The sequence below is a fragment of the Aminobacter sp. MDW-2 genome (genome assembly GCF_014250155.1).
Taxonomy (GTDB): domain Bacteria; phylum Pseudomonadota; class Alphaproteobacteria; order Rhizobiales; family Rhizobiaceae; genus Aminobacter; species Aminobacter ciceronei.
The window spans coordinates 1,475,114-1,489,804 of record NZ_CP060197.1; the positions used below are offsets into that span (position 1 = coordinate 1,475,114).

At 63.8% G+C, this 14,691-nt stretch carries 13 protein-coding genes; 5 read left to right on the top strand and 8 right to left on the bottom strand.

Annotation, left to right across the window (positions count from 1 at the left end; translation table 11 throughout):
• The first annotated feature begins 110 nt into the window (after positions 1 to 110).
• Positions 111 to 1,490: an MFS transporter gene (locus H5P29_RS07165; protein WP_154386223.1), complete on the top strand. Its 1,380-nt coding sequence runs from the start codon at positions 111 to 113 to the stop codon at positions 1,488 to 1,490.
• A 190-nt stretch (positions 1,491 to 1,680) separates the two neighbouring features.
• Here the strand turns inward: H5P29_RS07165 and purH are convergent, their stop codons facing one another.
• The 4 genes from purH to htpX form a co-directional block, all read right to left on the bottom strand.
• A complete protein-coding gene (gene purH, locus H5P29_RS07170) occupies positions 1,681 to 3,297 on the bottom strand; it encodes a bifunctional phosphoribosylaminoimidazolecarboxamide formyltransferase/IMP cyclohydrolase (protein WP_154386222.1) in 1,617 nt (538 codons plus the stop codon).
• Positions 3,298 to 3,453: 156 nt separating this feature from the next.
• A complete protein-coding gene (locus H5P29_RS07175; protein ID WP_067956511.1) occupies positions 3,454 to 5,175 on the bottom strand; it encodes a heparinase II/III family protein in 1,722 nt (573 codons plus the stop codon).
• Between the two features lie 90 nt (positions 5,176 to 5,265).
• Positions 5,266 to 6,669: an RsmB/NOP family class I SAM-dependent RNA methyltransferase gene (locus tag H5P29_RS07180; protein WP_246787029.1), complete on the bottom strand. Its 1,404-nt coding sequence runs from the start codon at positions 6,667 to 6,669 to the stop codon at positions 5,266 to 5,268.
• The gene (gene htpX / locus H5P29_RS07185) at positions 6,666 to 7,682 is read right to left on the bottom strand and encodes a zinc metalloprotease HtpX (RefSeq protein ID WP_067956513.1); all 1,017 of its coding nucleotides are present in this window, start codon (positions 7,680 to 7,682) and stop codon (positions 6,666 to 6,668) included. The genes H5P29_RS07180 and htpX overlap by 4 nt, the downstream gene beginning before the upstream one ends.
• A 106-nt stretch (positions 7,683 to 7,788) precedes the next feature.
• On the opposite strand from htpX, the gene H5P29_RS07190 reads away from it, so the two are divergent.
• The 4 genes from H5P29_RS07190 to H5P29_RS07205 all read left to right on the top strand — a co-directional run bounded on the left by H5P29_RS07190 (position 7,789) and on the right by H5P29_RS07205 (position 10,480).
• Positions 7,789 to 8,001, top strand: coding sequence for a DUF1674 domain-containing protein (locus tag H5P29_RS07190; RefSeq protein WP_154386221.1), 213 nt, complete (start codon positions 7,789 to 7,791; stop codon positions 7,999 to 8,001).
• An 89-nt stretch (positions 8,002 to 8,090) separates the two neighbouring features.
• Positions 8,091 to 8,357 carry a PepSY domain-containing protein gene (locus H5P29_RS07195; RefSeq protein ID WP_154386220.1) on the top strand — a complete coding sequence of 89 codons (267 nt, stop codon included), beginning with the start codon at positions 8,091 to 8,093 and terminating at the stop codon, positions 8,355 to 8,357.
• Positions 8,358 to 8,417: 60 nt separating this feature from the next.
• On the top strand, positions 8,418 to 8,864 hold the full coding sequence (locus H5P29_RS07200) for a thermonuclease family protein (RefSeq protein ID WP_067956518.1): 447 nt from the start codon (positions 8,418 to 8,420) through the stop codon (positions 8,862 to 8,864).
• Between the two features lie 251 nt (positions 8,865 to 9,115).
• Positions 9,116 to 10,480, top strand: coding sequence for a pilus assembly protein (locus H5P29_RS07205; protein ID WP_154386219.1), 1,365 nt, complete (start codon positions 9,116 to 9,118; stop codon positions 10,478 to 10,480).
• A 282-nt stretch (positions 10,481 to 10,762) separates the two neighbouring features.
• On the opposite strand, the gene H5P29_RS07210 is transcribed toward H5P29_RS07205, so the two are convergent.
• The 4 genes from H5P29_RS07210 to acs all read right to left on the bottom strand — a co-directional run bounded on the left by H5P29_RS07210 (position 10,763) and on the right by acs (position 14,559).
• Entirely contained in the window at positions 10,763 to 11,158 is a 396-nt protein-coding gene (locus tag H5P29_RS07210) for a carboxymuconolactone decarboxylase family protein (RefSeq protein WP_185910293.1), read from the bottom strand.
• Positions 11,106 to 11,522, bottom strand: coding sequence for a MerR family transcriptional regulator (locus tag H5P29_RS07215; RefSeq protein WP_154386241.1), 417 nt, complete (start codon positions 11,520 to 11,522; stop codon positions 11,106 to 11,108). The genes H5P29_RS07210 and H5P29_RS07215 overlap by 53 nt, the downstream gene beginning before the upstream one ends.
• Before the next feature lie 103 nt (positions 11,523 to 11,625).
• Positions 11,626 to 12,450 carry a creatininase family protein gene (locus H5P29_RS07220; protein ID WP_182576180.1) on the bottom strand — a complete coding sequence of 275 codons (825 nt, stop codon included), beginning with the start codon at positions 12,448 to 12,450 and terminating at the stop codon, positions 11,626 to 11,628.
• A 153-nt stretch (positions 12,451 to 12,603) separates the two neighbouring features.
• Positions 12,604 to 14,559 (bottom strand): acetate--CoA ligase, encoded by a 1,956-nt coding sequence (gene acs / locus H5P29_RS07225; RefSeq protein WP_067966021.1) that lies wholly within the window; start codon positions 14,557 to 14,559, stop codon positions 12,604 to 12,606.
• Between the last annotated feature and the right edge of the window lie 132 nt (positions 14,560 to 14,691).

The following is a 14,691-nucleotide window of genomic DNA, read 5'->3' on the forward strand; positions in this document are numbered from 1 at the left end:
CTTGCAACGGCGCCTGCCACGGCAACCGTGGCAGGCATTTTCCTCAAGGACCACGCAAGCGAACTACGCTATAGCTCCAGACAACGCGCTGATGCGGCGCGCGCGGAGGGATGATGGCTGACACGATGGTGGTTCAACGCACGCCTCGGCGTGGCGTCTGGGGATGGATGTTCTTCGACTGGGCGGCGCAGCCGTTCTTCACCGTGGTCACCACCTTCATCTTCGGTCCCTATTTCGTCTCGCGCATGGCGACCGATCCGGCCATGGGCCAGGCAGCCTGGGGTTACGGCATTGCTGCAGCCGGTTTTGTCATCGCCATCCTGTCGCCGGTGCTTGGCTCGATCGCCGACCAGACCGGCCCGCGCAAGCCATGGATCGCATTCTTTGCCGCGATCAAGATCATCAGCCTGTGCCTGCTCTGGTATGCCGAGCCCGGATCGCCGCTGGTGCCGATCGTCCTGCTGTTTTCGCTCGCTTCGGTGGCGGCGGAGTTCTCGATCGTCTTCAACGATTCGATGATGCCTCGCCTTGTTTCGAAGGAGGAGATCGGCAAGATTTCCAACATTGCCTGGGGCCTTGGTTATCTCGGCGGCATGATCGTGCTGATCTTCGTCGTCGGTTTCTTGGCTGCGTCGCCCGAGAGCGGCAAGACCATCATCGGGTCGGCCCCGCTGTTCGGGCTGGACCCGGTGGCAGGCGAGGATGCTCGCGCCACAGGCCCGATTTCAGCATTGTGGTACCTCGTCTTCATCCTGCCGATGTTTTTCTTTACGCCCGACAGCGGCAAGGGCATCGCCATCCGGCCGGCCGTGCGGCTGGGGCTTTCCGAGCTCAAGTCGACGATCGGCGAGGTGCGCCAGCGCACCGGCATCTTCCGTTTCCTCGTCGCCCGCATGATTTACCAGGACGGCGTCAACGCCTTGCTCGGTCTTGGTGGCGCGTTCGCGGCTGCGATGTTCGGTTGGACAATCACTGAAATCGGAATCTACGGCATCATTCTCAATGTCGTCGCCATCTTTGGCTGCCTGGTTGCCAGCCGTCTCGACACCAGCTTCGGTTCCAAGGTCGTGGTGGTGTTTTCGCTGGTGCTGCTGACGATCGCCACCATCGGCATCGTCTCCACCGGACCGGGCTACACGCTGTTCGGCCTGTGGCAGATGCCTGGTGCCGATACCAACGGGCTGTTCGGCACGCCCGCCGAGAAGGCCTACATTGCCTTCGGCCTGCTGGTCGGCATTGCCTTCGGCCCGGTGCAGGCGTCGTCGCGCTCCTATATGGCCCGCAGTGTCTCGGCCGATGAGGCAGGGCGCTATTTCGGTCTGTATGCGCTGTCGGGCCGGGCGACCAGCTTCGTCGCGCCGTTCGTGGTCGCGACAGTCACCGCCCTGAGCGGCTCGCCACGGCTTGGCATGGCGATGATCATCATATTCTTCGTCGTCGGGCTGGCAGTGCTGTTGCGCACGCCCTATCCGGCTGACGAGGTGGAATAGCGGATATTATCTTCCCCCTGTGGGAGAAGCTGTCACCGAAGACGACGGATAGCGGTGCTGGACGAGGCGGTGCGTCTCAAGGTTTCGGCGCTCGCCGCTTTTCTGGCAACACCTCACTCCGTCCAGAACCCCTCGTCCGGCTTTGCTCCGCTCACTGCCTTCTCCCGCAACAGGAGAAGGTATCTGCCCCTCAGTGCCTGAAGTGTCTCACGCCGGTGAAGATCATGGCGATACCATGGGCATCTGCCGCGGCGATGACGTCGTCGTCGCGCATCGAGCCGCCTGGCTGGATGACAGCAGTGGCGCCCGCCTCGACGGCAGACAGCAGACCGTCAGCGAAGGGGAAGAAGGCATCGGAGGCAACCACCGACCCCTTGGTCAGCGGTTCGGCGAGGCCGGCGGCTTCCGCGGCATCCAGCGCCTTGCGGGCGGCGATGCGCGATGAATCGACCCGGCTCATCTGGCCGGCGCCGATACCCACCGTGGCAAGATCCTTTGCATAGACGATGGCGTTCGACTTGACGTGCTTGGCGACACGGAAGGCGAATTTCAGGTCTTCGATCTCGCGTTGGGTCGGCTGTCGCCTGGTCACGACATTGAGGTCGAGCGTATCGACGACGGCGTTGTCGCGCGATTGGACAAGCAGGCCGCCGGCGACCGACTTGACCGAGAGCCCGGCTCGGTCCGGATCGGGCAGGCCGCCTGTCACCAGCAGCCGCAGGTTCTTCTTGGCAGCGACGATGGCCTGGGCCTCCGGCGTAGCATCCGGCGCAATGATGACTTCGGTGAAGATCTTGACGATCTCCTCGGCCGCCTCGGCGTCGAGTATGCGGTTGAGCGCAACGATGCCGCCGAAAGCCGAGACGGGGTCACAGGCGAGCGCCCGGGCATAGGCCTCGGTCAGTGTTGCGCCCTCGGCGACACCGCACGGATTGGCGTGCTTGATGATGGCGACGGCGGCGGTGCGGACGGGGTCGAACTCGCCGGCCAGCTCGAAGGCGGCGTCGGTATCGTTGATGTTGTTGTAGGACAGTTGCTTGCCCTGGAGCTGGGTCGCGGTGGCGACGCCGGGACGCTTGTCGCCGGTCAGGTAGAAGCCGGCCGATTGATGCGGGTTCTCGCCATAGCGCATGACGCTCTGCAGCTTGCCGCCGAAAGCGCGCCAGTCGGGCGTCTCGATCTCGAGCGCCTCGGCAAACCAGCCCGAGATCGCCGCGTCATAGGCGGCGGTGCGGGCAAAGGCCTTGGCGGCGAGCTTCTTGCGGAACTCGTAGGTCAGGCAGCCATTGTTGGCGACGATGCTGTCGAGCACGTCCTTGTAGTCGGCCGGGTCGGTGACGATGGCGACATAGGCGTGGTTCTTGGCCGAGGCGCGAACCATGGCCGGGCCGCCAATGTCGATGTTCTCGACGATCGAGGCGTAGTGAGCGCCGGAATCGCGGACCTCCTCGAAGGGATAGAGATTGACCACCACGAGGTCGATCGGCTCGATGCCGTGCTCGGCCATGGCAGCGACGTGCTCGGGGTCGTCGCGGACGCCGAGCAATGCGCCATGCACCGACGGATGCAGCGTCTTGACGCGGCCGTCCATGATCTCGGGGAACTTGGTGAGTTCGGAAACGTCGCGGACGGCGATGCCCTCGGCCGAAATACTCTTGGCGGTGCCGCCGGTGGAGACCAGTTCGACACCGACATTGGTCAGGCACTTGGCAAATTCGATCAGCCCGGTCTTGTCGGAGACCGACAGCAAAGCGCGCCGGATCGGCACGAGGTCGGGTGCGGGGATCTTCTTGGAAACGACGGCCATGGGTGGCGGGCCCTTCAAAGTTGGGAGCGGAAACTTCGCTTGCGGGCGGCCTAGCACATGAGGCCCGGAAATCAAGGCGCGCAGCGGCGCATGCGGCCTATTTCCCGAGGTGATGCCGATCAGGCGCTCAAGGTGCCTCCGCAATCCTGGACGGCTCTAGCCGTCGAGGCGGCTGATGATGCGCGTGCGCGAGAACTGCCAATGCACCTCGGAGATTTCCGAAGCCTTGAACGACAGCACGATCTGGCGGGAGCGGCGGGGACCGCCGAGACCAGCGAAATAGATCGATTCCTCGACCTCGGACCCAACATCAGGCGAGGTGAAGACCCAGGTGTCGATATCAGGCCCGGTCAACACCAGTCGCTCCTTCTGGTCACGGAACAGCTGGACGTCGGGATGGACGTGGAAGCGGATGGTGACGAGATCGCGGCCATCATTCTTGATCGGCGTCTTGCCTGCACGAAGGATGCGGTCGCAGCCCGACAGGATGCTGCCGCCGGCCGACAGGCTCAGCTCGCGCTCGTGATGGAGGCCGAAGCGCTGGGCGTAGCCGTCATGGCGGGCGACGAAGCCATGGATGCCGGGTTTGTCCAAGCGCTGGGTCGGCACCGATTTCGGTCCGCCAAAAAGCGGGCTGCCGAGCACGCCGCTGACGCGTTGCGAATGGGCGAAGCTGGCCGACGAGGTGTCGTTGATGGTGACGGTGGAGTGAGCCGCGGTGGCCCGCGCCAGCGGCCTGAGATCGGCTGCGCCATAGGTGTCGATGCCGGCGTTGACGATGTAGTGCTGGCGGCCCGACGACATCTCGAAGGCAAGGCAACCGGCATGGGCCTGGTTTGACACGTCGATCGGCGGTGCCGTGCCGGTGTCGGCAATCACCGTCGTGCCGCCCATGGCGAGGCGCTCGTAGCCGGAATGGGTGGCGTGCAGCGGCGGCGAGCCGGCGGTGTCGTCATGGCGCAGGATCGCCACGATGCGGTCATGGATGGTGGCGCCCATGCCGTTGAAGCGGGCGAGGCTGCCGTCCTGGTGGCGGAAGAAGCGCAGTGCCGGCAGCATGCGCTCGACGGCATTGATCAGCGCCAGCGGCGGCTGCTCGGCCTGGTTGGCGTAGGTGTGGCGCAGCGGCAAAAGGTCGGCGAGAATTTCGAGAACCGCCATCGGATTGCGCGAGATGTGCCCGCCGTCGGGCAGGATCTGGCGGTCGAGCTCCTCGGCGAGGTTGCGCGTGGCCGAGCGCAGCGCCGAGACAGGCGCCGGCAGCGACAATGCGGCGAAGGCGAGCGCAACACGGGCGCGGAGCCTGTCCTTGCCGTCGGGCATCTCGGGTGACATCGACCGGAGATAACGGATCTGCATTGCCAGCGAACGCAGGAAAGACCGGTAGAAGGCGAACTCGGCGCCCTGCAGCACGACCGAGGAGTGCTGCAGCCAGGCGATGACGCGCTTGGCGGTGGTTGCCGGTTCCCAGGCGATGCCGGAAATCCGGCTGCCATGCAGCGCGATCCAGTCTGACACCAGGGCGCGGGCGTTGGCGGCCGCCAGCTCGGTGCCGGCGGCGCGCATGTGGCGCAGCCAGCGGAAGCCATGCAGGCTGCGCTGCCAGCCGCGATTGGGCACGTCGATCAGGAAGGGCGACTGGCCGCCGGTCTCGACAAGATGGCCCGACAGCGGAAAGCGGCCATAGTAGATTTCGAGCGCGATCTGGGGATCGGCCAGGCGCAGATCCGGCGGCGCGATAAGCACGCGTTCGGGCGTGCGCCCGGAGTAGCGCCAGCTGTAGGCCGGCCCGGCGCGCAGGCGCCGGCGCGTCTTACGCCAGAACTCCTTGGCAACGAGAGCCCAAAGACGCGTCGTGTTGTCCGTCGCGATCGACAATACCCCTCCTGACGCAACCCCACGTCGTACACAAATTAGGTTGTTTCAATGGCGGGCGCGAGGGTGAATTTTTCGTAAACGCCGTGTTGATCAGGCGATGCGTCGGAACCTTGCTGCAAAGAAGCCATCCAGGCCGGAGATGGCGGGATTGCCGATGTCGAGGCCAGCGGGCGTGGTGCGCAAAAAGCCGGTGGCGGTGACGAAATCGTCGATGCCTGCGACCTCGCCTGTCCGAATCGGGTCAAGTTCGACCTTGGCCTTGTGATCGGCGAGGAAGCCGGCAACGAGCGCTTCGCCTTCCTCGGGATCAAGCGAGCAGTTGGAAAAGACAATTCTGCCGCCAGGTCTCACCAGCTTGACGGCGCGGTCGAGCAAAGCGCGCTGGACGCCGGCGAGCTTGGTGATGTCGGCAGGCGACTTGGTCCACAACACGTCGGGATGGCGGCGCACCGTGCCGGTGGACGAGCAGGGCGCGTCGAGCAGGACGGCATCGAACAGCTCGGCCGGCTCGTAAGTGAGAATGTCGGCATTGACCTTGTCGGCGTCGAGGCCAAGGCGCTCGAGATTACCGGCAAGACGGGCGAGGCGGTTCTTCGAGGCTTCGACCGCTGTGACCCTGGCGCCGGTGAGCACGAGCTGTGCCGTCTTGCCGCCGGGGGCAGCGCAGAGGTCGGCGACGCGCTGGCCGGTGACGTCGCCGAACAACTTTGCCGGCAATGCGGCAGCGGCGTCCTGGACCCACCAGGCGCCTTCGGCGAAGCCCGGGAGTTCGGCGACGGGGCCGGAGAGGCGTTCGATACGGATCGTTCCGGTGGGCAGCACGGTGCCGCCCAGTTGCTCCGCCCACATGGCCGGATCCGCCTTGGCGGTGAAATCGACCGGCGCCTCGATGCGATGCGCGGCGAGGATCAGCTTTGCCTGTTCGGGGCCGTAGGCCGCCGTCAAGCGCTCGACGAACCAGTCCGGCGCGTCACTTGTCGTTGCCAGCATTTCGGGCAGTTCGGCGTCCTTGGCACGCGCAAGGGTGCGCAGCACGCCATTGACCAGGCCGGAGAAGCGCACGGTGCGCGGGTCGGCCTTGGCGTGGGTGACGGCGAGGTCGACGGCGGCGCTGTCGGGAATGTCGAGGAACAGAATCTGGGCTGCCGCGACATGAAGGATGTGGGTGAGAACAGTCGCGTTGGCCGGCAACGGCTTTTCCAGCCGGCGCGCCAGCAATTTGGTGATGGTGACTCGATGACGAAGCGCGGTGGCCAGGATGGCGCGGACCAACCCGCGGTCACGCATGTCGAGCGCGCGGAACTGCGGGTGGCCGTGTTCGTGATCGGTCAGGCCGTCGAGTGGGGTCCCGGCGTCGATCGTCGCGGCAAGCAGGCGGGCGGCCGCCATGCGCGCAGCGATGCCGGGGACATCGGGAACGGTGGACGGGCGACTGCCCTTGGCATTGCCTGAGCGTGCGCGGTTTCGCTTGTCGTCGCGCTGACCGCCGCTCACGACCTCGGGCCTTTCGGCCCGGTCGGATTGCGGCCCCAGGGGCCGGACGGACGTGGCTGTTCGGGCGCCGCCTGCTCGGCAGGGCGACCGCCCCACGGACCCTGCGGGCCGGAAGGTGCCGAGGACTGCGCCGTCGGCTGGGGTGCCGTACGCTGGGCTGGACGACCGACACCCTCGTTCGCCATCGCCTGCAGGGCGGCGATGCGGTTTTCTGTATTGGGGTGGGTCGAGAAAAGATTGTCCATGCGCTCGCCGGATAGAGGATTGATAATGAAGAGGGGAGCCATCGCAGGATTGCGCTCGGCTTCGGGGTTGTGGATGCGTTCGACGTTGCGGGCGATCTTGTCAAGGGCCGAGGCGAGCCAGAGCGGATTGCCGCAGATCTCGGCGCCGCGCCTGTCGGCCGAATATTCGCGGGTCCGGCTGATCGCCATTTGCACCAGCATGGCGGCAAACGGCGCCACGATCATTGCCACCAGAACGCCGACGAAGCCGAGCGGATTGTTGTTGTCGCGGTTGCCACCGAAGAAGAAGGCGAAGTTGCCGAGCATCGAGATCGCGCCGGCAAGGGTCGCGGTAACGGTCATGATCAGCGTGTCGCGGTTTTCGATATGGGCGAGCTCGTGCGCCATCACGGCGGCGACTTCCTCATGGCTGAGGCGCTGCAACAGGCCGGTGGAAGCGGCGACGGCGGCATTTTCGGGATTCCGGCCGGTGGCAAAGGCGTTGGGCTGCGGGCTGTCGATCAGATAGACCCTGGGCATCGGCAGGCCGGCATTGGCGGCAAGGGCACGCACGATGGCGTAATATTCAGGTGCGTTGCGCTCGTCGACCTCGATGGCATTGTTCATGCGCAGGACCAACTTGTCGGAATTCCAGTAGCTGAACAGGTTCATGCCTGCAGCGATCAGGAAGGCGATGGTCATGCCGCCGGAGCCGCCGATCAGATAGCCGACGCCCATGAACAGCGCCGTCATGGTCGCCAGAAGCATCGCCGTCCGCATCATGTTCATCGTTCACTCCGTCCTTTTCCGCGCGCGCCAGGGTCGATCACGGCTGTGCGCTTCGCTATATGATGGGAGAGACGAGGGTGCGTTTCAATCATTTCCGAGGAATCCCATGGACGACGCCAAGCCGCAGACCGATCTGGAAACGCCTGCGCCACGGCAGCTTTCGCCGGCGGCCAAGCGTGCGCTCGCCGAAGCGGAAGCGCGCCGCGAGGCCTACAAGGCCGAAGAAGCCAAGCTGCCGCTCGAGATCGGCGGCCGTGGCGGCAAGGAGCCCGGGCGCTATGGCGACTGGGAAATCAAGGGCCTGACCAGCGACTTCTGACGCGGTCGGGTCGGGTCTTCCTTGCACGACTGCGATGGAACCGAAATCGCGAGCCGGTCGTTCTCCAAGGGACCGTGCAAGGAGCTGCCATGACCAGGAGGATTTCGGGACTCGCACTTGTTGTGCTGCTTGGTGCCGTGCCCGCGCAGGCGCAGACCAAGGAACCGGCGGTGCCGCCGCAGAATTCGCTCAAGCTGTCCGAGATCATCGCCAAGATCGAGCAGCGCGACCAGTTCCACTACATCTCCGAGATCGATTGGGAGAGCGAAGGCTATTACGACGTGACCTACTACACATCCGACAAGGCCAAGGTGGAGATCAAGGTCGATCCTGTCAGCGGCGAGCCGAGGTTGTAGTTTCGCAACGCCTGCTCTCGGCGTATTGCTCAATCGACGACATAGGAATAAATACCTTGAATGGATTCGAATCCGCTCAAGGTTATTTCGGTGCTGGTTTGTGTCGGCCTTGCCTCTCCCGTAGAAGCCAAACGGCGGGACAATTTCGCCGGGCCGGTCAGCGCGCGCGTCGTCGAGGTGATCGACGGCGACACGCTCCTGGCCGAGGCCGAGATCTGGCCCGGGCAGACGCTGCGGGTGAACATCCGCATTCGTGGCATCGACGCACCGGAGATGAAAAGCCGGTGCGTGGATGAACGAACCGCGGCACTGGCGGCACGAGCAGCCCTTGCCCGGCTTGTCGCTGAGGGCCCGATAAGTCTCTCCAATATCGGTGGCGCCAAATATTACGGCCGTGTGCTTGCCGACGTCAGCACCGGAGACGGTGAGGGGGTCGCCAAGGCAATGCTCGAAGACGGGCTGGTGCGCGCTTATGGCGGCGGCAAGCGGGACAGCTGGTGTAGGTGACCCGATCTGGCACAGGCTCTGTGTGCCGAAGTGAGGCGGCGCCAGCGGTGCTGCCGTCACCATGGTGAATGAGCGGTAAACAAGCCCGCCGGTTTGCAAGCGGGTTAACCCCACATTCACCATGTGGATCACTGATCTCAATGAAAATCAATGACTTGATGCGGTGATGCCGCCGTGCCCGGCTGAATGGGCGGCTGCGGCCGATTTCCTGCTTTGCCCTTGCCAGAGGCACACAGGCGGCGGGGCAGGACATGCGGAAATTTCAGGCACTGGCACGGGCGGCAAGGCGTTTCACCGGAGACAGCAGCGGCAACTTTGCCATTCTTGGCGGCGTCACCATTTCCATTCTCGCCATGGCAGCCGGCTACGGCATCAACACCGCGCAGTTGTTCAACGTGAAGTCGGGTCTGTCGCAGGCGGTTGATGCCGCGGTGACGTCGACCGCCCGCGATCTGACGACCGGCAAGATCAAGCTCGAGGATGCGGACGCCACAGTCCGGGCCTTTCTCGAGGCCAATGCTGGCCGTCTGCTGGCGCCGGGCGAAAAGGTCGTGTTGAACAAGGTGACAGTCGACAAGCTCGCCGGCACGGTGGAGGCGTCGGCCTACATCGACGTCAATGTGTTCTTCCCGTTGTTCGGCACGTCCAACCGTCAGCGTGTCGCGGCGTCGACGGCGTCACTCTATTCCGACAAGCGCATCGAAGTGGCGATGATGCTCGATGTCACCAAGTCGATGGACGGTCAGAAGATCAAGGATCTGAAGACGGCGGCAAAGAATGCGGTCGACAGCTTCCTGAAGGGGGAGAAGACGCCGTCAGGCGACCCGCGCGTGCGCATGTCGCTGGTGCCCTACGCAAACTCCGTCAACACAGGCGATCTGGCGTCAAGCTCTGTCTTCGTGGAGCGTAGTAAGGCGGACCGCAAACAAGCGCCTGCCAATACCGACGCGAAGGCGGTTTCGAGCTCGACGCGTCCCGACAACTGCGCCACCGAGCGCAAGGGGTTTTACCAGTACACCGATGCGGGGCCTGACTTGGCGATGGTCAATCGCGATTTTCTGATCGACGCCTATTCCGAAAACTACGACACCCCCGCCTGCCCTGGCGCGAAGGTGGTGCCGCTCACCGATGACGGCAAGAAGCTCAAGACCGAGATCGAGGCTTTCGTTGCCAATGGCGGCACCGCCGGGCATATCGGCATTCAGTGGGCCTGGTACACCTTGTCCGAGAACTGGGCCGGTGTCTTTCAGAAGTCGGAGCGGCCGGAGAAGGCCGATCCCGAGAAGGTCGCAAAGTTCGCCATCCTGATGACCGACGGCGAATTCAACCTGTCGTACGCGGATGCCTCCAAATGGCAGGATGCCTACAATGCGAGTGGCAAGACCGCCACCCGCACCGCAGCCAAGACGCTATGCGAAGAGATGCGCAAGAAGGGCATCGAGATTTTCACCATCGGCTTCAAGCTCGACACCGCGGCTGCGAAGAAGACCATGAAAGACTGTGCTTCGCCAGACGGTGTGGTGAAGCGTTATTTCGAGACCTCGAACGGCAAGGAACTCGATACCGCTTTTCAGACAATCGCTCAGAACATTGAGCGGCTGGTGCTGACCAAATAGCAGGACGGTATGCGCCGAAAGGAAAAAGGCCGCCCTTCTTGCGAAGAGGCGGCCTTTCCGTGTTTCCGTCCATGGCGCGGCTCAGGCTGTTACCAGCCGCGCATCTCGCGCCTTAACGGGAAGACTGCTTCCCGAAAGGGCAATCCGCTGAGGCCACGTTCTGGAAAACGAAATCACTCGACATCGGATCACCTCCTTTCAGTTCGTTGAACACTTGAAGAAGGTGGGGTCTTTCCATCGATTTGGCAAGTGCGACCATGGCACTAGACCATTGGTACGACATCATGCTGCGAGACTGTGCTTTTCCTGGAACACCTCGCGTGCGGCGAACAGGCCGTTGAGGGCCGCCGGAAAGCCGGCATAGACCGCCATCTGCATGATGGTCTCGACGATCTCGTCGCGGCTCAAACCGACATTCAGTCCCGCCTGGATATGCACCTTGAGCTGCGGCGCAGCATTGCCGAGCGCGGTCAGGGCGGCGATCGTTGCGATCTCGCGCGACCTCAAGTCGAGGCCGGGGCGTGAATAGATGTCGCCGAACGGAAACTCGATGATGTAGCGGGCGAAATCGGGGGCAATGTCGGCGAGAGAATCGACGACCTTCCGGCCGCCTTCGCCGTCGATGTCAGAGAGTGCGCGCGTGCCGCGCTCGAAGCGGCTTTCGTTGTTGTTGTCCATTGGTCTCGATCCTTTGTTCTGCATCGGCGTAGCCCGATATCTTGGCGTCGAGAACGAGGAGGTTGGCCTGAAGATCGGCGACATTGGCCAGGACCTTGTCGCGGTGCCTTTCCAGCAGGAGGCGACGCTCGGCTTCGCTAGCCTCACCCTGCTGGCGAAGCCGGGCATAACGCAGCATCTCGCGGATCGGCATGCCGGTGGACTTGAGCCGGCCGAGGAACTCGATCCAGGTGAGGATCGAGGCGTCATAGTCGCGTTGCCCCGAGGCGTCCTTGTCGGCCACGGGCAACAGCCCGATCTGCTCGTAGTAGCGGATCGTGTAAGCGGTCAAACCGCTGCGCCTGGCAAGCTCACCGATCTTCATCATCAACCTTGTCTCGTTACGACGCTCGCGATGCTAGGTGTTCGAGCGCACTCTAAGTCAAGGCCTGTCCTTCATGCCTGCCGGGCGCGGGCGCTTTGCCTGCTCAGTCGGCGCGTCCGGCGCGCGTGTCGAGCCCGCGACCCGGCCGCCAGACAGCGTCAGGCTTGGTCCACAGCACCGGGTCGACGATCAGCTTGGCGAGTTCGCGCGCCTGCAGATCAAGGAAGCGCTCGCCCTTCTCGGCCGTGCCTTTGGCCGGAACGCCCCATGTGCCGGTATTGGGCGCGCGCTCGGAGAACGAGTAGAAGCGATGGGCACCATGCGGCGCCTCGTTCTTGCCGGCCTCGTTGGTGAAGGCCAACTCGAATTTGTCCGGTTTCACCGTGTCGGGCGAGATCGCCAGCATCACTGACGCCTCGCCTTCGCAGGCATGCTTGGGACCGTTGTCGGTCTCGAACAATGCTGCCGTCTCCGCCGGCGCCAGCATCCAGGGCGTGGTGTAGACGATCGGCATGGCGAACTCGACGGCAAGCTCGCGTGTCGACATCGCCAGCGGGTCGATGTTGCCGCCATGGCCGTTGACGATCAGCAACCGGGTAAAGCCGATAGCCTTCAGCGACCGGACGATCGATTTCAGCACATGGAAATAGGCGGTGTAGTCGAGGCTGATCGTGCCGCCGAACGGCAGATGGTGTTCGCTCATGCCAAGCCAGAGGCCGGGCAGCACGGCGAGAGGCACCTCATCGGCGACCAGGCGCGCGCCGCGCCGGGCGGCGGCCTCGGCGCTGGCCGTGTCGGTAATGACAGGCAGATGCGGGCCATGCTGCTCCAGCGAGCCGACCGGCAGGATCGCCATGGCGTTGCCGCGCGCGGCGATCTCGCGCAGGTCCGGCGCGGTCATGCGCGCCCACTCAACTTCTCGTGCCATCTGGCAGCTCCTCTCAGGAATTTTCGTATAGGAAAATTTTTTTTCTGATGCGAGGAGTTGTCAATGGGTGACTGCGAGCAGTCATTGGACCAGCGGTCCGTGCATCGCCGAAGCAAAAACCCCCGCATCGGTGATGCGGGGGGTGGAGGTTCATCAGGCCCGCTTGTTCTGGCGGTTGGCGACGAGGTCGTCGACGACGGCCGGATCGGCCAGCGTCGAGGTGTCGCCGAGCGCGCCGAAATCGTCCTCGGCGATCTTGCGCAGGATGCGGCGCATGATCTTGCCCGAGCGGGTCTTGGGCAGGCCCGGCGCAAACTGGATCTTGTCGGGCGAAGCGATGGCGCCGATCTCCTTGCGGACATGTGCGACGAGCTCCTTGCGCAGGTCCTCGGTCGCCTCGATGCCCGACATCAGCGTGACATAGCTGTAGATGCCCTGGCCCTTGATGTCGTGCGGGTAACCGACGACGGCGGCTTCCGAAACCTTGTCGTGGCTGACCAGCGCCGACTCGACCTCTGCGGTGCCCATGCGGTGACCCGAGACGTTGATGACGTCGTCGACTCGGCCGGTGATCCAGTAGTAGCCGTCGGCGTCACGGCGGCAGCCGTCACCGGTGAAATACTTGCCCTTGTAGGTGGCGAAATAGGTCTGGATGAAGCGTTCGTGGTCGCCATAGACGGTGCGCATCTGACCCGGCCAGGAATCGGTGATGCAGAGATTGCCGTCGGCGGCACCCTCGAGCACATTGCCTTCGTTGTCGACGAGCTCCGGCTTGACGCCGAAGAACGGCCGCGTCGCCGAGCCCGGCTTGAGGTCGGTTGCACCAGGCAGCGGCGTGATCAGGATGCCGCCGGTCTCGGTCTGCCACCAGGTGTCGACGATCGGCACCTTCTTTTCGCCGACGACGTTGTAATACCACTCCCAGGCTTCCGGATTGATCGGCTCGCCGACCGAACCCAGAACGCGCAGGCTCTTGCGCGAAGCCTTCTTCACATGCTCGTCGCCGGCGCCCATCAAAGCGCGGATGGCGGTGGGGGCGGTGTAGAAGATGTTGACCTTGTGCTTGTCGACGACGTCCCAGAAGCGCGAGGCGCTGGGGTAATTGGGCACACCCTCGAACATCAGCGTGGTGGCGCCGTTGGCGAGCGGGCCATAGACGATGTAGCTGTGGCCGGTGACCCAGCCGACATCGGCCGTGCACCAGTAGATGTCGCCGTCATGGTAGTCGAAGACATATTGGTGGGTCATCGAGGCGTAGACGAGATAGCCGCCGGTGGTGTGCAGCACGCCCTTGGGCTTGCCGGTCGAACCCGAGGTGTAGAGGATGAACAACGGATCCTCGGCCTTCATCTTCTCGGGCTTGCATTCGGCTTTCACCGAGCGGACCTCGTCGTGGTACCAGTGGTCGCGGCCGGGCGCCCAGCCGACCTTGCCGCCGGTGCGGCGCACCACCAGCACGTCCTTGACCATGACATGGTGCTTGGCGGCAATGTCGATTGCCTTGTCGGTGTTTTCCTTGAGCGGGATCGCCTTGCCGCCACGCAGGCCCTCATCAGCGGTGATGACGAAGGTCGATTCGCAGTCGACGATGCGTCCGGCCAGCGCATCGGGCGAGAAGCCGCCGAAGACGATCGAATGGATGGCGCCGATGCGGGTGCAGGCCAGCATCGCATAGGCAGCCTCGGGGATCATCGGCATGTAGATGGTGACGCGGTCGCCCTTCTTGACGCCGTGCTTCTTCATCACGTTGGCGAGGCGGCAGACATGCTCGTAGAGCTCGTTGTAGGTGATCTTCTTGTCGTCGTAAGGGTTGTCGCCTTCCCAGATGATGGCGGTCTGGTTGCCGCGCTTCTTCAGGTGGCGGTCGATGCAATTGTAGGAGACGTTGGTCAGGCCGTCCTCGAACCACTTGATCGACACCTTGCCGTCGAAGGAGGTGTTCTTGACCTTGGTGTAGGGCTTGAACCAGTCGATGCGCTTGCCGTGCTTGCCCCAGAACTTGTCGGGGTTCTTGACGCTCTCGCCATACCATTTCAGGTAGGTATCGTTGTCGATCAGCGCATTCTTCTTCCACGCCGGCTGAACGCGGTGGACACGGACTTCGGACATTTCTCTCCCTTCCTCCCGGAAACGATCCGACGGCTCCTTGCGGCCGGCGGACGGCGGCGTTGGAGCCGCGTTGGCGCGCATTATTAGCAATTCGCGCCGCCTCACAATATTAGACCTTGGATTTGGCTGTGG